The sequence below is a fragment of the uncultured Eubacterium sp. genome, from assembly GCF_937958975.1.
Classification (GTDB): Bacteria; Bacillota; Clostridia; order Lachnospirales; family Lachnospiraceae; genus Eubacterium_G.
The window spans coordinates 12,877-34,506 of the sequence record NZ_CALGRE010000033.1 but is presented as its reverse complement, the minus strand read 5'-3'; the positions used below and the strand labels follow the sequence as shown (position 1 = coordinate 34,506).

Sequence of the window (21,630 nt, the reverse complement as noted above, 5' to 3'; positions counted from 1 at the left end):
AAATATCGCAAAACGACGAAAAAAGGAAAAAATAATAAAAAATGATAGAATAATTAGAAGCATTTAATATTTATTGGGAAAAGAAACATAAGAAAATGGAAAAATTTGAAAAAAATTTAAAAAATAGACATATACATAATGATAAAAAATTGTTATACTTTATTTCAGTATGGATATTCTAAGATATATAAGAAATTATTTAAAATAAAGATTTAACAAGATGGATTAAAACACCAAAGGAGCATCAAATGTTTAATACAGATATTGGAATAGATTTAGGAACAGCTAGTGTATTAGTTTATATTAAAGGAAAAGGTGTGGTTTTAAAAGAGCCTTCTGTTGTGGCAATTGACAGAGACTCGGATAAAATAAAAGCAGTAGGTGAAGAAGCTCGTCTTATGATTGGGCGAACTCCCGGAAATATTGTTGCGGTAAGACCATTGAAGCAGGGAGTTATTTCTGACTATTCGGTTACGGAGCAGATGATTCGATATTTTATTCAGAAGGCAGTTGGAAAGCGTTCATATAAAAAACCCCGCATTTGTGTATGTATTCCCAGCGGAGCGACAGAGGTCGAGACCAAAGCCGTGCAGGATGCCGCGTTTCAGGCAGGAGCGAGAGAGGTATTTGTAGTAGAAGAACCGTTAGCCGCAGCTATTGGTGCCGGAATTGAGATTAAAAAACCATGTGGAAATATGATTGTTGATATTGGTGGGGGAACAACTGATATTGCGGTGATATCTCTTGGCGGTACAGTTGTCAGTACATCGGTTAAGGTAGCCGGAGACGATTTTGATGAGGCGATTGTCAGATATATGAGGAAAAAGCATAATCTCCTTATTGGTGAGAGAACAGCGGAAGAGATAAAAATTGGAATCGGTACCTGTTATGATAAATCGGAAAATCAGAAGATGGAAGTGAGAGGACGAAATTTAGTTACAGGACTTCCTAAAACGATTGAGGTGACATCCGAGGAGACAGAGGAGGCGCTTCGTGAAGTTACAAAGAGTATTGTGGATGCAGTGCATAGAGTATTAGAACAGACACCACCGGAACTTGCAGCAGATATTGCTGTGAGGGGAATTGTACTTACAGGCGGAGGATGTTTATTAAACGGATTGGACAGATTGATAGAGTCTAAAACCGGAATTAATACGATGACAGCAGAGGACCCTATGACAGCAGTTGCTATAGGAACAGGTCAATATCTGGAGTATATAGATGAAGAAAGTACCGAAAAAATAAAATAAATGATAATAAGGCTGTCCGCTGTTTGGGACAGCCTTATTATAACTTGAATGATAAGGAACAGTGAAATGAAAACACTCAGTGGATATGTAGAAAATATTACATTTAGAAATGATGAAAATGGATATACTGTACTGACTTTGCTCAGTGGTAAGAAAGAAGTTAAGTGTACAGGTGTTTTTGGTTATATCGGAGAGGGTGAATACCTTGAGATTGAAGGGGAAGAGGTTTTTCATGATATATATGGAGAACAGATAAAGGTTTCATCTTATAAGATAGTACCTGCAACAGATGAACTGTCAATCAGAAAATATTTAGGCTCAGGAGCCATAAAAGGATTGGGAGCTGTTCTTGCGGATCGTATTGTAGATTGTTTTGGTGAAAATACTATAAGAATCATCGAAGAAGAACCGGAAAGACTGGCGGAAATCAGGGGAATTACACTGAGAAAAGCAATGGACATATGCGGGCAGATTGAAGAAAAAAAAGATATGCGTGATGTGATGATTTTTCTTCAGGGGTATGGTATTTCTCCGACGCTCAGTACCAAGATATATACGCTATATGGAATAAAAGTTTACGACATAATAAAAACAAATCCATATAGGCTGGCAGATGATGTAGCAGGGGTGGGATTTAAGACGGCGGATGAAATTGCCAGGAGAGCAGGTGTGGAGGTGAACGCCTCTATTAGAATTAAAAGCGGTATGTGTTATGCCTTATCGGATGCTTCTATGTCTGGGCATACATATCTTCCAAAAGAACAGTTGGCACAGAAAACCATTAATCTTTTGGGATTGAGAGACCAGTATCTCAATGCGGACGGAACTTACAATATGGATTTGTTAGACAATTGCTTTACAGAACTGGTACTCGAAAAAAAGTTGATTTTGAAAGAGATTGAGGGTAGAGAAGCTGTTTTTTTATCGACATTCTATTTTACAGAATTGAATATTGCCAGAATGCTTCTGGAACTTAATATTGCAACTCCGGAAGATGAATATATTATGGGAGTAAAATTAGACACCATTGAAAAATTAACAGGTATACATTTAGATGAGTTGCAGAGAAAGGCAGTAATAGAAACACAGAATAATGGAGTTTCGGTGATTACAGGTGGCCCGGGTACAGGAAAGACGACAACGATTAATGCAATTATACAGATGTTTGAGTCGGACGGAATGCAGGTTAGCCTTGCTGCACCGACCGGACGTGCTGCAAAAAGGATGAGCGAGGCGACAGGACATAACGCAAGTACCATTCACAGAATGTTGGAAATATCGGGAAGTTCGGAAAATGTGGAGAGTGATGAACTGTCTGCAAGGTTTGGTCGAAATGAACAGAATCCATTGGAGACGGATGTAATTATTGTGGATGAGATGTCTATGGTAGATACTTTTCTGGTTCATGCACTGTTAAAGGCTGTAACCATTGGCACGAGAATTGTGTTTGTAGGGGATGTGAATCAGTTAGCCAGTGTCGGACCGGGAAATGTTTTAAAAGATATTATTGAATCTGAGAAGTTTAGTGTGGTAAGGCTGACAAAAGTTTTCAGGCAGGCAGGCGAGAGTGGTATTGTAACGAATGCCCACAAGATTAATGATGGAGAACAGGTTGTACTGGATAACAGCATGGTCGATTTCTTATATATAGAAAGAGAAAATGCACAAATGGCATTAAATGCTACAATTGGGCTTCTAAAGTCAAAATTACCGGATTATGTAGGAGCAAAAGAGATTGATATACAGGTTTTGACCCCAATGAGAAATGGTATCCTGGGGGTCAATTCTTTGAATGAGCAGCTTCAGAAATTTATGAACCCTCCTTCCAAAGAAAAAAAAGAAAAAGAAATTGCCGGAAGAATTTTTAGGGAAGGCGATAAGGTAATGCAGATAAAAAACAATTATCAATTAGAATGGGAGCAGAGGTCTTTATCGGGCAGAATATTTGATACAGGGAGTGGGATTTTTAATGGAGATATGGGAATTGTTACAACGATAAATAATACGACAAATTATATAGAAGTTGTATTTGATGACGACAGATATGTAACCTATGATTCAAAGCAGGCGGAGGAGTTGGAACTGGCATATGCCATTACAATTCACAAATCACAGGGAAGCGAATATCCTGCGGTAATTATTCCGTTAGTTTCCGGTGTACCAATGTTAATGACAAGGAATCTATTGTATACAGGTGTGACAAGAGCAAAAAAATGTGTATGTATAGTGGGAAGAAAGGAAATGTTTGGGGCAATGATTGCAAATGAAGACCAGCATAAAAGATTTTCCGGACTCAAATGGCACATAGAGAGTTATTATAAAGAGGAATCATAAAGGAATAGATGGTAAATAAAGTAATTAGCATGTTTTTTCCAAAAACATGCCCGCTATGTGAGAAAATTATTTGTGACAAAATGTATATCTGCGGGAATTGTTTAGAAAAACTATATGTTATAAAAGAACCTAAGTGTTATAAATGTGGAAAACCATTAAATAGTGATGAAAAAATAATATGCAGTGATTGTACAAAGACTGCGCATTGTTTTGATAAAGGAATCGCAGTTTTTGAATATAAAGAGCAAATCAGGGAATCATTATATCGGTTTAAATATCAAAATCAGAGAGTGTATTCTGAATTTTATGCAAAGATGGCGATTCAATTATATGAAAGTACATTGAATGAATGGAAGATTGATAAAATAATTCCGGTTCCCATGTATCGTAAGAAAAAAATAAGGCGTGGCTATAATCAGGCGGAAGAATTTGCCGATGAATTGTCAAAATATACAGGTATTCCAAGGGATAATAAATGTTTAGTGAGAATAAAAAATACAAGTCCGCAAAAAGGAATGAACAGTGAACAGAGGAGAATAAACATGGAGAACGCATTTGCTGTTAGCGTACCAGGGATTAAGAGGTGTAGAAATGTCCTGCTTGTGGATGATATCTATACAACCGGAAGTACGATAGACGGGTGTGCAAAGCTCTTGAGGGCGGCAGGAGTGCAAAGAATATATTTTTTGTGTGCTGCTATTGGAAAAGACAAGTGAGTAATAATAAAAAAGGCACCAATATTTGTTTATTTTATATTGACGTAATTGATTTATCATGTTATATTAATAGAGCAAAGAAAGGGGTCTTTTTTTTTTGCTCTTATTACTGTAAGAAAAGAAGAAGTGATAGAAGACTCTCTGGGATGGAATAAGATAGAATAAAGCGGAGGTGAAACTCATGAGAACAAGAATTACATTAGAATGTACAGAGTGTAAACAGCGTAATTACAATACTACAAAGGATAAGAAAACACATCCGGACAGAGTAGAGACAAAGAAGTATTGTAAGTTCTGTCAGAAGCATACATTACACAAAGAAACAAAATAGTTTTGTAGATGGAGGTAGAATTATGGCAGAAGCTAAGAACAAACGCAGTTTTAAAGACTGGTGGACAGGATTAAAAGCTGAATTTTCAAAAATTATCTGGCCTACAAAGGCATCAATCGTTAGACAGAGTGTTGTAGTAGTTATAGTCACAGCTATTCTTGGAGTTCTTATTGGAATGATCGATCAGTTGATACAGTTCGGTCTCGATAAGATTATTGGGTAATAAAGAATAGAAGAGGTGATTAAATGTCAGAAGCAAATTGGTATGTTGTTCATACCTATTCAGGATATGAAAACAAAGTTAAGACTAATATTGAGCAATCAATTGAAAATAGAAAATTGCATGATCAGATATTAGAGGTATCAGTTCCTACACAGGAAGTGGTCGAATTAAAGAACGGCGTAAGAAAAGTTTCTGAAAAAAAACTTTTCCCTGGATATGTGCTTATTAACATGGTTATGAATGATGACACATGGTATGTGGTGAGAAATACCAGAGGTGTTACAGGATTCGTAGGTCCAGGGTCAAAGCCGGTTCCTCTTACTGCAGAAGAAATGAGCTCTTTAGGCATTAAGAATGAGAGAGTAAATGTTGACTTCGCAGAGGGAGATATGGTGAATGTTATTGGCGGCGTTTGGGTTGGAACGGCAGGTACAATCAAGCGTATCGATGATAATAAACAGACAGTCACAATTAATGTGGACATGTTTGGAAGAGAGACTCCGGTAGAACTTGACTTTACTGAAGTCAAAAAGATGAATTAAGACTAATTTATAATTGGTTTTAAGATAAATTGAAGAATGTTTCGTGGTGTTCACGAAGCAGTGGGAGGGATTCCCGATAATACCACAATAGGAGGTGCCGAAAAATGGCAAAGAAAGTAGAAGGTTACATTAAATTGCAGATTGAAGCTGGAAAAGCAACACCAGCTCCACCAGTTGGTCCAGCACTTGGACAGCATGGATTAAACATCGTTCAGTTCACAAAGGACTTCAACGCAAGAACAGCTGATCAGCCGGGAATGATTATTCCAGTTGTTATCACTGTTTATCAGGATAAGAGTTTTAGTTTTATTACAAAGACTCCTCCAGCAGCAGTTTTATTAAAGAAGGCTTGTAAAATCCAGAAGGGTGCAGGCAACTCATTAAAGGAAACTGTAGCTACAATTTCAAAAGCAGATTTGCAGCAGATTGCAGAGACAAAGATGAAAGATTTAAATGCAGCTACTGTTGAAGCAGCTATGAGCATGATTGCAGGTACTGCAAGAAGCATGGGAATTAAGGTTGAAGACTAATTAAAAAGAATTGGAAGAACGTGGGAGGTATATCCGTTATTACCACGAGGAGGTTTAAATGAAAAGAGGAAAGAAATATATTGAGGCAGCTAAGAATATTGACAGAGCTGTACAGTATGACACAGAAGAAGCGATTTCATTAGTAAAGAAATCTGCAGTTGCAAAATTTGATGAAACAATAGAATGTCACATCAGAACAGGTTGTGACGGACGCCACGCAGACCAGCAGATTCGTGGTGCTGTAGTTTTACCTAACGGAACAGGTAAAGAAGTAAAGGTTTTGGTTTTTGCAAAAGGTGCAAAGGCTGATGAAGCTCAGGCAGCAGGTGCTGATTTCGTAGGCGCAGAAGAATTGATTCCAAAGATTCAGAATGATGGATGGTTTGATTTCGACGTGGTTGTAGCTACACCTGATATGATGGGTGTTGTTGGTAGACTGGGTCGTGTACTTGGACCAAAGGGCTTAATGCCGAATCCAAAAGCCGGAACAGTAACAATGGATGTTACAAAGGCTATTGCTGATATTAAGGCTGGTAAGATTGAATACAGACTTGACAAGGCGAACATCGTTCATGTTCCTGTTGGAAAAGCTTCATTTACAGAAGAACAGTTAACACAGAACTTTAGTGCACTTATGGATGCAATTATGAAAGCAAAGCCATCAGCAGTAAAGGGCGCTTACATTAAGTCAATCACTGTTACATCAACAATGGGACCTGGTGTAAAGGTTAATGTTTCAAAGATTGTAAACGCATAATGGCAACTGAAAAGTTGACAATATAATATGAATGTGCTATTATGCACAAGTGGTTTAAAACCAATTGCCGAAGACAGTAGGTATTTGTTATGAGGAGGGGCCCACGAAGTGGGAAGAGTCCTGATAACGGATGTAAGTGCAAATTGTCGCCTACCGAGGATTAAGTTTAATTATAAGACTTTATATCTCTCTGTCTTTGTGCAGAGAGATTTTTTATATTCATTCGAGCAATGAAGGTTTAAGACCTAAATTAAATAAGGAGGTAAGACATTCATGGCAAAAGTAGAGTTAAAGAAACCTATTGTAGAAGAGATTTCAGAATTACTCAATGGTGCTGCTACAGCTGTAGTGGTTGATTACCGTGGACTTACTGTTGCTCAGGATACTGAACTTCGTAGACAGTTAAGAGAAGCAGGAGTTGTATACAAAGTATACAAGAATACGATGATTAATTTTGCAATCAAAGATACAGAGTTTGCAGATTTAGCTCAGCATCTTGAAGGACCGACAGCTATCGCAGTTTGTAAAGATGATGCTACGGCAGCAGCAAGAGTTTTAGTAAACTTTGCAAAGAAAGGTGCAGAAGCATTAGAAGTTAAGGGCGGTGTTGTTGATGGAACTTACTATGATGCAGATGGAGTAAAACAGATTGCATCTATCCCATCAAGAGAGGTACTTCTCTCAAAATTACTTGGTTCAATGCAGTCACCAATTACAAACTTCGCTCGTGTTATTAAGCAGATTGCTGAAAAGAACGAAGAAGATGCAGCTTAGGATATAAGCCGGATAGTCAGGAGAGATGAGAGATATCTCTGAAGACTTGATTTAAAATGAAAAAAGTATAAATATTAATGGAGGAATTTACAATGACAACAGCAGAAATCATTGAAGTAATCAAAGGATTAACAGTATTAGAATTAAATGACCTTGTAAAGGCATGTGAAGAAGAATTTGGAGTATCTGCAGCAGCAGGAGTTGTAGTTGCAGCAGCAGGTGGAGAAGCAGCAGCAGCTGAAGAAAAGACTGAATTTGATGTAGAGTTAACAGAAGTTGGCGCTCAGAAAGTTAAAGTTATCAAGGCTGTTAAGGATGCAACTGGTTTAGGTCTTAAGGAAGCTAAAGAAGTAGTTGACGGAGCTCCTAAGGTTGTTAAGGAAGGCGCTACTAAGGAAGAAGCTGAAGCACTTAAGAAACAGTTAGAAGAAGTTGGAGCAACAGTAACATTGAAATAATAATGTGAAAACTTTATGATGTTTATAAAAAACAAGATATCCTTGGGCTTTGTACAAGGGTATCTTGTTTTTTGTGATTACGGTGTGAATAATCAAAAGTTTGGAAATTAAGAGGATTAAAAGAAAATATGAAACAAATTTATGAAACAGGCAATGAGATAGATTTGCAGATGATAGTTGGTTTGTTAGAAAGTCAGGGCATTAAAACTAAAATCAGTGCAGAAGGTGCGGGAGATTATTTTCGCAAACTGGGTTCTGACTACGCAATCACAAAAAGTGTGCTGGTAAGTGAGCAGGATTGGGATAAAGCTGTTCAGGTGGCAAGTGAGAATGGGTTTTATACTCAGAATATATCAAAAAGAAACAAAACAGAAATAATTGCTGCGAGAATTGTTTTGGTTATCTTTGCAATACTTCTTATAATATTTTTTTTCTTATAGAAAGTGCTTGACTACTTTTGTTTGTAATGATAGAATAAAATTTGTTATGCACAAATCAGGGGTGAAGTGCGCCCTTTTTTGAGTGAAAATGGCGATTTTCCGATGAAAAAAGCCTTAAAAACTAATAAAATAAAGTTTTTATAACTAATTATTTAACAAAATAAAGACAAGGAGTGAAACGTCGATGGAGAAGAACAGAATTCGTCCTGTAAAAGCGGGAAAAGGCATTAGAATGAGTTATTCCAGGCAGAAGGAAGTGCTTGAAATGCCTAATCTTATTGAAGTTCAAAGAGATTCCTATGAATGGTTCTTGACAGCAGGTCTCAGGGAAGTATTATCAGATATATCTCCTATTGAAGACTATGGACAGAACTTAAGCCTCGAATTTGTTGACTTCAAATTATGTGAAGAAGACAAAAAATATACAATCGAGGAATGTAAGGAAAGGGATGCGACATATGCTGCACCTCTCAAAGTAAAAGTAAGACTTCATAATAAGGAAACTGGTGAGTTTACAGAACATGAGATATTCATGGGAGATTTGCCGCTTATGACAGAAACAGGTACATTTGTAATAAATGGTGCTGAGCGTGTTATCGTAAGCCAGTTGGTACGTTCACCGGGTATCTACTATGTCATCGGACATGATAAGGTAGGTAAAGAATTATATACATCACAGGTTATTCCGAACAGAGGTGCATGGTTAGAATATGAAACAGATTCTAATGATGTATTTTATGTGCGCGTAGATAGAACGAGAAAGGTTCCTGTTACAGTTCTTATCAGAGCGCTTGGTGTTGGAACAAATGCTGAGATTGCAGAGTTATTTGGTGAGGAGGAAAAACTTCTTGCTACATTTGAGAAAGACCAGAGTGATGATTATGAGAGTGGACTTCTTGAATTGTATAAGAAAATCCGTCCGGGTGAGCCGCTTAGTGTGGATAGCGCTGAATCAATTATTACAGGAATGTTCTTCGATGCAAAGAGATATGACCTTGCGAGAGTCGGACGTTATAAATATAATAAGAAGTTAGCATTTAAGAATAGAATTGTCGGTCATGTATTAGCCGAAGATGTAATTGATATGGCAACAGGAGAAGTTTTGGCAGAAGCGGGAGTCAGTGTTTCTAAAGAACTTGCCATAGAAATCCAGAATGCAGCAATTCCATCTGTTATGATACAGACAGACATGAAGAATGAAAAAGTTCTTTCTAATTTAGCTGTAGATATTAACGCATATGTTGATTTTGACTGTAAAGAATTAGGAATCCTTGAAGATGTTTATTATCCTGTTTTGGCAGAAATTCTTGAGGAATGTGATTCAGAGGAAGAATTAAAGGATGTCATCAAGAGACGTGCGCATGAATTGGTTCCAAAACACATCACAAAGGAAGATATTCTTGCATCTATCAACTATTTATTAAATATAGAATATGGTATTGGTACATCAGATGATATTGACCACTTAGGAAACAGACGTATCCGTGCAGTAGGCGAATTACTTCAGAACCAGTACAGAATCGGTCTTTCAAGAATGGAAAGAGTTGTCAGAGAAAGAATGACGACACAGGACCTTGAAGGCGTTTCTCCACAGACATTAATTAATATAAAACCGGTAACTGCGGCCGTGAAAGAATTTTTTGGAAGTTCACAGTTATCACAGTTTATGGATCAGAATAACCCACTTGGTGAATTGACACATAAGAGACGTTTATTTGCCTTAGGACCTGGTGGTCTTTCAAGAGACCGTGCCGGATTCGAGGTTCGAGATGTTCACTATACACATTATGGAAGAATGTGTCCGATTGAGACACCGGAAGGACCGAACATCGGTCTGATTAACTCATTTGCATCTTTTGCCAGATTAAATGAGTATGGGTTTATTGAGGCTCCTTACAGAGTAGTAGACAAATCTGACCCGAAAAATCCAAGGGTAACAGATGAGGTTGTTTATCTGACAGCAGATGAGGAAGATAACTATACAGTGGCACAGGCGAATGAACCTTTAGACGATGAAGGGCATTTTGTAAATAATAATGTTTCAGGACGTTTCAGAGAAGAGACATCTCAGTTTGATAAGAAGAGAATTGATCTTATGGACGTTTCACCGAGAATGGTATTCTCTGTCGCTACATCTATGATTCCTTTCTTACAGAACGATGATGCAAACCGTGCCCTGATGGGTTCTAACATGCAGCGTCAGGCAGTACCTCTTATGACTACGGAAGCACCGGTTGTTGGTACAGGAATGGAAGGAAAGGCAGCTGTTGATTCGGGTGTTTGCGTTGTTGCAAAGCGTGCAGGTGTTGTTGAGCGCTCTACATCAAAAGAAATTACATTGAGATATGATGATAACGGTGAGAAAGAGACATATCGTTTAATTAAATTCTCCAGAAGTAACCAGAGTAACTGTTACAATCAGAGAGCGATTGTATTTAAGGGTGACCATGTAGAGGCAGGCGAGGTGATTGCCGACGGTGCTTCCACATCAAATGGTGAAATTGCCCTTGGAAAAAATCCATTAATCGGATTTATGACATGGGAAGGTTATAACTATGAGGATGCGGTACTTCTCAGCGAAAGATTAGTACAGGATGATGTTTATACATCTATTCATATAGAAGAATACGAAACAGAAGCAAGAGATACAAAACTCGGACCGGAAGAAATTACAAATGATGTTCCGGGCGTAGGTGATGAAGCGAGAAAAGACCTGGACGAGAGAGGTATCATTAGAATTGGTGCCGAGGTTCGTGCCGGAGATATTCTTGTTGGTAAGGTTACACCAAAAGGTGAAACAGAATTGACACCGGAAGAAAGACTTTTAAGAGCTATCTTTGGTGAAAAGGCAAGAGAAGTAAGAGATACTTCCTTAAAAGTACCTCACGGTGAATCGGGTATCATTGTTGATGCAAAAGTATTTAAGAGAGAAAACGGAGATGAATTACCACCTGGAGTAAATGAGTCCGTTCGTATATATATCGCACAGAAGAGAAAAATTTCTGTCGGTGATAAGATGGCAGGACGTCATGGTAATAAGGGTGTCGTTTCAAGAGTGCTTCCTGTAGAAGATATGCCATTCCTTCCAAATGGAAGACCTTTGGATATTGTATTGAATCCTCTTGGTGTACCTTCCCGTATGAATATCGGTCAGGTTCTCGAAATTCATTTAAGTCTGGCTGCAAAAGTATTAGGATTCAATATTGCAACTCCTGTATTTGATGGTGCAGACGAGTTTGATATTATGGATACATTAGAGCTTGCTAACGATTATGCAAATACAGAGTGGGAAGATTTCCAGAAAAAATATAAAGATACGTTAAAACCGGAAGTTATGGAATATCTTGGTGAACATCTTGACCATAGAGCAGAATGGAAGGGAGTTCCGATTGCCAGAGATGGAAAAGTGAGACTTCGTGATGGTAGAACAGGTGATTATTTCGATAGCCCTGTTACAATTGGTTTCATGCATTATTTGAAATTACATCACTTGGTTGACGATAAGATTCATGCACGTTCTACGGGTCCTTATTCATTAGTAACACAGCAGCCACTTGGTGGTAAGGCACAGTTTGGTGGACAGAGATTCGGAGAGATGGAAGTGTGGGCATTAGAAGCCTACGGTGCATCATATACGTTACAGGAAATCTTAACTGTGAAGTCTGATGACGTGGTAGGCCGTGTTAAGACATATGAAGCGATAATTAAGGGTGAAAATATCCCTCAGCCGGGAATCCCTGAATCCTTCAAGGTACTCATTAAGGAACTTCAGTCATTGGCACTGGATGTAAAAGTTTTGGATGAAAACGATGATGAAGTAGAATTGAAGGAAAGTATTGATTATGGTGAAACAAACTTCAATGCGATTCTGAACAGTGATAAGAATTATAATGGAAACAAAGAGGACAGTCAGACATTTGCTCAGGCAGGTTTCCAAACACAGGAATTTGTAGATGAAGAGCTCCAGACAGTGGATGCTTCAGGAGAAGTATTTTCTGATGGGGAAGAAAATTAAGAGAAGGGAGATTGATTATGGCAGACATTAATGTTAGTGAACAGGTAGCATTTGATAAAATTAAAATTGGTCTCGCATCCCCTGAAAAAATCAGAGAATGGTCAAGGGGCGAGGTTACAAAGCCTGAAACAATTAACTATAGAACATTAAAACCTGAAAAGGACGGTTTGTTCTGCGAAAAGATTTTCGGACCAAACAAGGACTGGGAATGTCATTGTGGTAAGTATAAGAAAATCAGATATAAAGGCGTAGTCTGTGACAGATGTGGGGTTGAAGTAACAAAGGCGAGCGTACGTCGTGAGCGTATGGGCAGCGTTGAACTTGCTACACCTGTATCACATATCTGGTATTTTAAAGGTATCCCTTCAAGAATGGGATTAATCCTTGATATATCACCTAGAGTATTAGAAAAAGTTTTATATTTTGCTTCTTATATTGTACTTGACCCAATGGAAACTACGTTGGAGTATAAGCAGGTATTATCAGAGAAGGAATTTAGAGAGGCTTATGATGAATTTGAGGGAAAATTCAGAGTAGGTATGGGCGCTGAAGCTATCAAGGAGCTGCTTCAGGCTATTGATTTGGATAAGGAAGCGGAAGCATTAAAATCTGAGTTATTCGAGGCTACAGGTCAAAAGAAAGCAAAGATTGTAAAGAGATTAGAGGTTTATGAGGCATTTAGAAGTTCAGGAAATAAACCTGAATGGATGATAATGGATGTTATTCCTGTTATCCCACCGGATATTCGACCAATGGTACAGTTGGATGGTGGTAGATTTGCTACATCAGACTTAAATGATTTATATAGAAGAATTATCAATAGAAACAATCGTCTTAAGAGACTTCTTGAGTTAGGGGCTCCTGAGATTATCGTTCGAAATGAAAAGAGAATGCTGCAGGAAGCTGTGGATGCTCTTATTGATAATGGTAGAAGAGGAAGAGCAGTTACGGGACCTGGTAACAGAGCATTGAAGTCACTTTCTGATATGCTCAAAGGTAAGCAGGGACGTTTCCGTCAGAACTTACTCGGTAAGCGTGTTGACTATTCAGGACGTTCTGTTATCGTAGTAGGACCAGAGCTTAAAATTTATCAGTGTGGTCTTCCAAAAGAAATGGCTATCGAGTTATTTAAGCCGTTTGTTATGAAAGAGTTAGTTGCAAACGGTACAGCACACAATATCAAGAGCGCTAAGAAGATGGTTGAGAGACTTCAGACAGAGGTATGGGATGTACTTGAGGAGGTTATCAAAGAGCATCCTGTTATGTTGAACCGTGCTCCGACGCTTCATAGATTAGGTATTCAGGCATTTGAGCCAGTCTTGGTAGAAGGTAAGGCAATTAAGTTACATCCGTTAGTATGTACAGCTTTCAATGCCGACTTTGATGGTGACCAGATGGCTGTTCACCTTCCGCTTTCAGTGGAAGCTCAGGCGGAATGTAGATTTTTACTGCTTTCACCAAATAATCTGCTCAAACCATCAGATGGTGCACCGGTAGCAGTTCCTTCACAGGATATGGTTCTCGGTATTTATTATCTGACAATGGACAGAATGGTGGATTATACAGGTGATGCCGAATTAGAAGCTAAGGCTGGAAAAAAGATTTACGAGTCTGAGGGTGAAATCAAAAAGGCGTTAGATAATGGAAAAATTTCTGTGCACGATATTATCAGATATCAGGCAGAGGACAGAGTTGTCATTAGTGAGGCAGCAGAAGTTTTAGGTCGTTATTTTAGTAGTGTAAATCAGGCAATTTTAGCATATGAGAATGGAGATATCTCTCTCCATCAGAAAATAAGAGTAAAGAGAAAAGTCTTTAATGGAAACGGTGAAGAAGTAGAGGGTGTTGTAGATACTACTTTAGGACGTTGCCTTTTCAATGAAATTCTTCCACAGGATTTAGGTTTTGTGAAGAGAGAAAAGGATGAGGATTATCTCAAGTTAGAAGTTGATTTCCATGTTGGAAAGAAAGGATTAAAGCAAATCCTTGAGAAAGTAATCAATAATCATGGCGCAACAAAGACAGCAGAAGTTTTGGATGACATTAAGGCTATGGGTTATAAATACTCAACAAGAGCTGCGATGACGGTTTCTATTTCGGATATGACTGTACCGGAAGCTAAGAAACAGATTCTATCAGATGCAGAGAGTACAGTGGATGAGATTACAAAGCATTTCCGCAGAGGTTTCTTAACAGATGAGGAAAGATATAAAGAAGTTATCGAGACATGGCAGAATGCCGATAATCAGATTACAAGTGCACTTCTCGGCGGTTTGGATAAATATAACAACATCTTTATGATGGCTGACTCAGGTGCCCGTGGTTCTGATAAGCAGATTAAACAGCTTGCAGGTATGCGTGGTCTTATGGCTGATACGACAGGTAAGACAATCGAACTCCCTATTAAGTCGAATTTCCGTGAAGGTCTTGACGTTTTGGAATACTTTATCTCAGCGCATGGTGCTAGAAAGGGTCTTTCCGATACGGCTCTTCGTACAGCCGATTCGGGATATCTTACAAGAAGACTTGTTGATGTATCCCAGGATTTGATTATCCGTGACGTAGATTGTTGTGAAGGTAAGGCAATTCCGTTTATGGAAATTGAGACTTTGATGAATGGAAACGAAGTCGTTGAAAGTCTCGAGGAGCGTATTACAGGAAGAACTGCCGCAGAGACAATGTACGATGCGGATGGAAATATGATTGTAAAAGCAAATCATATGATTACACCAAAGAGAGCTGCTAAGATTGTGGCAACAGGTGTGACAAAAGTTAAGATTAGAACGATTCTCACATGTAAGTCACATGTTGGTGTCTGTGCAAAATGTTATGGTGCAAACATGGCAACAGGCCAGAGAGTACAGGTAGGTGAAGCAGTTGGTATTATTGCGGCACAGTCTATCGGTGAGCCTGGTACACAGCTTACTATGAGAACATTCCATACAGGTGGTGTTGCCGGTGATGATATTACACAGGGTCTTCCTAGAGTAGAAGAATTATTTGAGGCAAGAAAGCCAAAGGGACTTGCAATTATTGCAGAGTTTGGTGGAAGAGCTGAGATTAAGGAAACAAAGAAGAAGCGTGAAATTATCGTGACAAATCAGGAAACGGGCGAGTCAAAGGCTTACCTGATTCCATATGGTTCAAGAATTAAAATTCTTGATGGCACTGTTCTTGAAGCCGGTGATGAGCTGACAGAAGGTAGCATTAATCCGCATGACCTCTTAAAGATAAAAGGTCTCCGTGCGGTTCAGGATTATATGATTAAGGAAGTGCAGAGAGTTTACCGTCTTCAGGGTGTTGATATCAACGATAAGCACGTTGAGGTTATCGTTAGACAGATGCTTAAGAAGATTAAGGTAGATACAGCCGGTGACTCAGAATTTTTACCTGGAACAACAGTTGAGGTTCTTGATTTTAATGAAATCAATGAGAAGTTAGAAGCGGAGGGTAAGGAGCCGGCTACAGGTACGCAGATTATGCTTGGTATTACAAAGGCATCTCTTGCAACAAGTTCGTTCCTTTCAGCAGCTTCATTCCAGGAGACAACAAGAGTTCTTACAGAAGCAGCTATCAATGGAAAGGTTGACCCATTGATTGGTCTTAAGGAAAACGTACTGATAGGTAAATTGATTCCTGCAGGTACAGGTATGAAGAGATATAACTCTGTAAAATTAAGTACGGATAATAAGACTGTTCCGTCTAATGAAGATGTTCTTGAACTTTCAGAAAGTGCAGAAGATGAAACATTAGTAGTCGGAGAAGTTTCTGAAGTGGAAGAGGCAATCGATGAGACAATCGAGATTGTTGAAGAAACCGTTGAAATAGTAGAAGAATAATTTACAAAGTATATAACAGACAGTTCGAAACCATCCTGTCTATAAACAAAACTAAGGGCTATAATTGATAAAACAACAAGAACGGGTGCCTTAGTGCGCTCGTTTTTGTCTGTTTTAGTGAAATATTAGGAGGAAAGTCATGGTAGAAGGGTTTCAACCGATTCGATATTCGGTTATAGAAGATAAAAACCCAAGGGAAATTGTTATGTTAGTAGGAGATGGCTGCAAATGGCGTAAATGCAGATTTTGTGACTATCATTTAGACAGCAGTAAGGATATTCAGGCAAATTTTAAGATTAACGAGCAAGTTCTAAGCCATGTCACAGGTCTGTATCATGAATTAGAGGTAATTAATTCCGGAAGTTTCGTTGACTTGGATAGTCAGACAATAGAAATGATAAAAAAGATATGTTTAGAGAAAGATATTAAAGAGGTTCATTTTGAGTGTCATTACATGCATAGGAATGAGGTTGAGGCATTTAAACAATCTTTTGCTAGGCTGGGAGTAAGACCAATCATAAAACTGGGGTTAGAAACATTTGATGACAGACTGAGAGAAGCAGTTTTAGTGAAAGGCATTGATGAGAAGAATCCAGAAATAATAGCTAAATATTTTGATGAGATAAATTTGCTGCAGGGAATCAGTGGACAAAATGCTGAAACAATGATAAATGATATTGAAACAGGGCTAAAATATTTTGAACGTGTATGTGTGAATATCATGGTGGAAAATCAAATGCCAATAAAACCGGATAAAAAGGTAATAGAGGAGTTTATGAATTATGTTTATCCGATTTATAAGGATAATGTGAGAGTGGATATATTATTGAATAATACTGATTTTGGCGTCGGATAATTCATAGCTAAAGAAGTCCGGCCATACAGAATTATTAAGACATAGACCGGTCGTGCAGAGAAATTGATGCAATGACTGTAAAGAGCAAAAAAAAGGAGGATAAGTATTATGTCGAATGAAGTATTGTTAGTGTTATCCATATTGATTATATATGGAGGCGAAATTGTTTTTTTTAAGCTATTTGGTAAATATGGATTGTATTGTTTTACATCTATAGCGACGATAGCAGCGAATATCGAAGTTTTAATTATGATTAAAGCTTTCGGTATTGAAATGACCCTTGGAAATGTATTATTTGCATCTACATTTTTGGTGACAGATATTATCAGTGAGCTGTATGGAAAAAAAGAGGCAAAAAGAGCAGTTCATATAGGGATTGCAACATCTGTTATGTTTATTGTATTGTCACAGTGGTGGTTACTTTATACACCGGCAGGTTCAGACCTGGCAATGCCGTCAATGCAGAAAATTTTTTCGAATACACCAAGGCTTATGCTTACAAGTATGATTGTATATGCGATTGTGCAGCAGTTTGATGTGTGGGCATATCATAAATGGTGGGAATGGACAGAAAAGAAATTTGGAAGTAGGGAGAAATTTCTCTGGTTGCGGAATAATGGTTCAACATTAATCTCACAGTTTTTAAATAATTTATTATTTACTTTTGGAGCGTTTCTCGGAATACATAGTATGAAAACATTGATAAGTATTGTAATCTCAAGTTATGGAATATTTATTGTGACAAGTTTAGCGGATACACCGTTTGTGTATCTTGCCAGAAAAATTAAAAAGTGTGAAGACGAAAAGGAAATTAGTAAATAGTTGCTTGTTGCAGGGCATTGATGAAATTTTCTTAAAGCTTTGAAAATAATTCTTCGCAAAATATTTACCATATTTCTTTTTATGATTTGCAAAAGAGTGACTATAAAAAAGCCATTCAATTTGCAATTAAGGATATGTACTTTGGTTGGTATTTAGATAATGTAACTTATAAAATAGAGTGCAAATAGTACTTAAAAAGAGTACTGTTTGTGCTCTATTTGTTTAGAATATAAATGAGACAAGAAAAGTAACATAGTAATCGTTAATAAGAATAATGAGGTAAATAGTCAGAAGTAAGATATGTGGTGCTGTAGTAGACAATAATATGAACCAAAGTATAATTTAAACGTATGGGAGATAAAAAATTGAGAATCATATAATATGTAAAAGAAATACAAAATTTGACAATTAAATTATTATATGATAGCTTAACAATGAGTATAAAAATGTAAGGAAAATGAGTGGATGAAAAACGTATCAAAGAAAGTGGTAATGATAAACCAGTATTAGTGGGAGAGATTGTGGTCGAATGCACGCAGACTCTGCCATTTTTTGTTGTCTAAAGGTATAAAACAACAATTTATTATTCTGATAAGATATATTTTGAGAATAATAAAGGGGAAATTAAGTGCGTATGATGGTGAACTTAATCACACTTTACTAAAAATTATAAAAAATGTCGTGTAGATAGAAAATATGATGACAAAAATAAGGAGGATGTATTATGAAAAAGATAACAAAAAGATTGTTGGCAGGTATTGTTGTCTGTACTATGATTTTTTCAAGTATTAATTTGCAGACAATGGCATCAGCAAAAAAATCAAAAGCCAAGCTTAGCGGATTAAGTGGTGTTAAATTTCAAAAATATAGTGCTGAAAAACCAGGACAAATTGATTTACTAAATACAAGATTTAAGAAAACCGATATTCCACAGGAGTTAGTTGAAGATGTGGGTATTGATTTAGGAGCAATAAAGGATATAGATGAAACTGATAGTCTTGATTTGTATTCATTTACAACTGTTAAAAAGGATAATTCTAAAACACTTTATATTTTTGATTCGCCAGTAAAGTATTATGATAAGAAAGAAAATAAAGTAAGGTTTATTGATAATAGTTTAAAAAAATCAAACCGACAAGTACATAAAAGTGTTACTTATGAATTAGAAAATTCTTCAAACAATGTTAAAATTTATGTTCCAAAGAAAAATGATGAAAGTATATTGGTGGAAGATAAAGATAAATTGTCTTTAAAGTTTAAGCCAATTGGGAAAAATGTTTCTAATGTTACTGTTGAAGAAGTCGAATTTTTAGGAGAAGCAGAAGAATGTGCAGAATATAAGGATGTATTTGGAAAGGGTTATCATTTACAGTATGTTCCACAGAATACAGGCGTTAAAGAAAATATTATTATCGAAAAGAATTTGCAAAAGTATTCTTTTGATTTTATGGTTGAGACAAATGGATTAGTGCCAAAAACATTAGAAGGTAAGACAATCGATTTTGTGAAAAAGGGAACAACAGAAGTTGTTTTTAATTTAGGGGAATTGTTTGTTAAGGATTCTTATGTTGGTGGTTCAAATAGGAATGATCATATTTCCTTTGATAATTCCTACAAGATTAGGAGAATCAGTGAAGGGAAATATCAATTGACATATGTATTGGATAAAAAATTTTTAGATAGTAAGAGTACAAAATATCCAGTATTAGTTGATCCTTCGATTTCACCAATTTCATCAATAAAAGATGCACCAGTATATAGTAGTAAAAGTACTAGTAATTTTGCATCTAATGCATGGATTCAGCTTGGTAACGTAGGAGGAAGTTATGGAACAGGATATGGTTTCTTTCAGACAACAGCTATTAAGAATTATACATATATAAATCCTAAAAAGATAACCAGTGCTACATTAAGAGTATACGAAGGTTCGGGAACAACATATACATCTGAAATAAAAGCGTACGATACAGATGATATCTGGTCGAGTACTTCAATAACATGGAAAAATAGACCAGGAAAAGATGGCTCGGCTCTGGATACTAAAAAAATATCTTCGTCAGGATTTTATGAATTTAAAATAACATCGCCTGTAAAAGAATGGCTCGCAGATCAGATTGGAGAAGGAGGATATGAAGCTGCGTATGGAGTAATGTTAGTGCCTAAAAATTCTTCTCAGAAAAGAAAAGACTTTTGTTCAGCAAATTATGGAACAGCATCGAAAAGACCGACAATAAAAATTGAGTATACTGAAGATACAACTATTACAGAGGATATATATTTCCTGCAAAATTACAATAGTGGGCTTTATCTTGATGTTAATACATCAAATGATAATGTAAGACAATTGTTAATTGATTATTCAGACAGACAGCAATGGCAAGTTGTAAAGAAGAAAAATGGATATTATACTATTGCCAACAAAAATTATGGAGCAAAAGGTTATTTAGATGTAGAGGATATAGAGAGCAATAATGCGGATATATGGCAGGATGGTTCGGACGATTGGATTAAGTTTAAGATTGTTAAAAACAATGATGGTTCTGGAACTTATAGAATAATGTCTAAAGTTTTAGATGACATAAAAGCGTTATATACAGTAAGTGGAAGCATTAAATCAGGAGCAAACGTAAAGTTTGCATCATATACTGGTAACGCGAAGAGTCAATGGAAATTTATTAAAGTAGCTGATAGATATAAAAAACCTGACTTAGCAGTATCAAGAATAATTACTTCTAAAGCAAATACAACAATGGCGAATAATACTTATGCTGCACAAATAACTAATAACTATACAAAAGCAGCAACAACAACTACAACTTTTGAATTTATTAACAGTAGCAATATGGTAGTAAATAAAATAAGTGTAAATACTCCGGCAATTCAAGCAGGTAAGTCAGCAACGGTATCTACGGCTTGGAAACCATCAGCAGTTGGTACATATAAAGTAAGAGTTACAGCGAATGCAACCAATAATGTTTCTGAAAATAATAAAAGTAATAATGTTTTTACAAAGTCATTTACGGCAATTGTAGGTTTTACAGCTATAGTTAATAACTATTATGATATGGCATTTGATTTACGATATAGTTCGTGTGGAAACAGAGTAACTCAACTTCAGAAATTAAATAATGAAGTTAAGAAAGTATTTAAAGATACTTTTGGACTGATAATTACTAATAATACACCACAAAGAATAACTTCTTTATCAGACAATTGTAAATATAAAAGAGGGGTACCTATTAATTCAACAACAATAAACTCAAAGTGTCCAGGAGGCACAAATCACAATCCATCTTGTACAGATCCAATGGCAACATATAGCGATTTTATCGCAAAATACCCAGGAAATAATACGAAAGTATCGGTTTTATGGACAGGAAATGCATTATTTGATTCAGAAGGAATACAATCTAATCGTAGTTTTTTTTGTAGTAATAATGGGATTTGTCTTTCAGAAATATATAGTCCAGAAGATGAATTTGTAGAGATGCAAAGTTGTTTAACACATGAATTGTCCCATTTTTTGGGAGCACCCGATCATTATCATGAAATAAGAGAAGATGGTAGTTGCACAGGTGGTAGCTTATGCAAAAAATGCAATCCGTCATCAAATAGATCAACTACATGTATTATGTGCAATGGTTGGCAGAATATAGCCTCTAAAGAGGATAAGAGTCAACTATATTGTACAGGATGTTACAATGATATTAATAAACATCTTAAGGATCATCATTAAAAAGCAA

16 protein-coding genes and 1 other annotated feature are annotated in these 21,630 nt (G+C 36.7%); all 16 genes read left to right on the top strand.

Going from position 1 to position 21,630, the window contains the following annotated elements; genetic code table 11:
* Positions 1–248: 248 nt before the first annotated feature.
* The 16 genes from Q5O86_RS05220 (at position 249) to Q5O86_RS05145 (ending at position 21,623) form a co-directional block, all read left to right on the top strand.
* Positions 249–1,250 (top strand): rod shape-determining protein, encoded by a 1,002-nt coding sequence (locus Q5O86_RS05220; RefSeq protein WP_302626089.1) that lies wholly within the window; start codon positions 249–251, stop codon positions 1,248–1,250.
* Between the two features lie 66 nt (positions 1,251–1,316).
* Entirely contained in the window at positions 1,317–3,584 is a 2,268-nt protein-coding gene (locus Q5O86_RS05215; RefSeq protein WP_302626088.1) for an ATP-dependent RecD-like DNA helicase, read from the top strand.
* Between the two features lie 8 nt (positions 3,585–3,592).
* On the top strand, positions 3,593–4,300 hold the full coding sequence (locus Q5O86_RS05210) for a ComF family protein (protein WP_302626087.1): 708 nt from the start codon (positions 3,593–3,595) through the stop codon (positions 4,298–4,300).
* 181 nt (positions 4,301–4,481) lie between these two features.
* Complete coding sequence (rpmG, locus tag Q5O86_RS05205) at positions 4,482–4,631, top strand: 50S ribosomal protein L33 (protein WP_021952244.1); 150 nt, start codon at positions 4,482–4,484, stop codon at positions 4,629–4,631.
* Between the two features lie 22 nt (positions 4,632–4,653).
* The gene (gene secE, locus Q5O86_RS05200; protein ID WP_302626086.1) at positions 4,654–4,854 is read left to right on the top strand and encodes a preprotein translocase subunit SecE; all 201 of its coding nucleotides are present in this window, start codon (positions 4,654–4,656) and stop codon (positions 4,852–4,854) included.
* Positions 4,855–4,877: 23 nt separating this feature from the next.
* The gene (gene nusG / locus Q5O86_RS05195) at positions 4,878–5,396 is read left to right on the top strand and encodes a transcription termination/antitermination protein NusG (RefSeq protein WP_302626085.1); all 519 of its coding nucleotides are present in this window, start codon (positions 4,878–4,880) and stop codon (positions 5,394–5,396) included.
* Between the two features lie 104 nt (positions 5,397–5,500).
* A complete protein-coding gene (gene rplK / locus Q5O86_RS05190; protein ID WP_302626084.1) occupies positions 5,501–5,926 on the top strand; it encodes a 50S ribosomal protein L11 in 426 nt (141 codons plus the stop codon).
* A 58-nt stretch (positions 5,927–5,984) separates the two neighbouring features.
* Positions 5,985–6,683, top strand: a complete 699-nt coding sequence (rplA, locus tag Q5O86_RS05185) for a 50S ribosomal protein L1 (protein WP_302626083.1) — start codon at positions 5,985–5,987, stop codon at positions 6,681–6,683.
* A gap of 49 nt (positions 6,684–6,732) precedes the next feature.
* Positions 6,733–6,908: a sequence feature (ribosomal protein L10 leader region), on the top strand.
* Positions 6,909–6,956: 48 nt separating this feature from the next.
* Positions 6,957–7,457: a 50S ribosomal protein L10 gene (gene rplJ, locus Q5O86_RS05180; RefSeq protein ID WP_302626082.1), complete on the top strand. Its 501-nt coding sequence runs from the start codon at positions 6,957–6,959 to the stop codon at positions 7,455–7,457.
* Between the two features lie 92 nt (positions 7,458–7,549).
* Positions 7,550–7,915 carry a 50S ribosomal protein L7/L12 gene (rplL, locus tag Q5O86_RS05175; RefSeq protein WP_302626081.1) on the top strand — a complete coding sequence of 122 codons (366 nt, stop codon included), beginning with the start codon at positions 7,550–7,552 and terminating at the stop codon, positions 7,913–7,915.
* Between the two features lie 128 nt (positions 7,916–8,043).
* The gene (locus tag Q5O86_RS05170) at positions 8,044–8,355 is read left to right on the top strand and encodes a DUF2007 domain-containing protein (RefSeq protein WP_302626080.1); all 312 of its coding nucleotides are present in this window, start codon (positions 8,044–8,046) and stop codon (positions 8,353–8,355) included.
* A 184-nt stretch (positions 8,356–8,539) separates the two neighbouring features.
* Entirely contained in the window at positions 8,540–12,370 is a 3,831-nt protein-coding gene (locus Q5O86_RS05165) for a DNA-directed RNA polymerase subunit beta (RefSeq protein WP_302626079.1), read from the top strand.
* 17 nt (positions 12,371–12,387) lie between these two features.
* Complete coding sequence (gene rpoC / locus Q5O86_RS05160) at positions 12,388–16,209, top strand: DNA-directed RNA polymerase subunit beta' (RefSeq protein ID WP_302626078.1); 3,822 nt, start codon at positions 12,388–12,390, stop codon at positions 16,207–16,209.
* Between the two features lie 139 nt (positions 16,210–16,348).
* Positions 16,349–17,065: a radical SAM protein gene (locus Q5O86_RS05155; RefSeq protein WP_302626077.1), complete on the top strand. Its 717-nt coding sequence runs from the start codon at positions 16,349–16,351 to the stop codon at positions 17,063–17,065.
* 108 nt (positions 17,066–17,173) lie between these two features.
* Positions 17,174–17,887, top strand: coding sequence for a queuosine precursor transporter (locus Q5O86_RS05150; RefSeq protein ID WP_302626076.1), 714 nt, complete (start codon positions 17,174–17,176; stop codon positions 17,885–17,887).
* A 724-nt stretch (positions 17,888–18,611) separates the two neighbouring features.
* Positions 18,612–21,623, top strand: coding sequence for a DNRLRE domain-containing protein (locus Q5O86_RS05145; protein ID WP_302626075.1), 3,012 nt, complete (start codon positions 18,612–18,614; stop codon positions 21,621–21,623).
* Positions 21,624–21,630 lie beyond the last annotated feature (7 nt).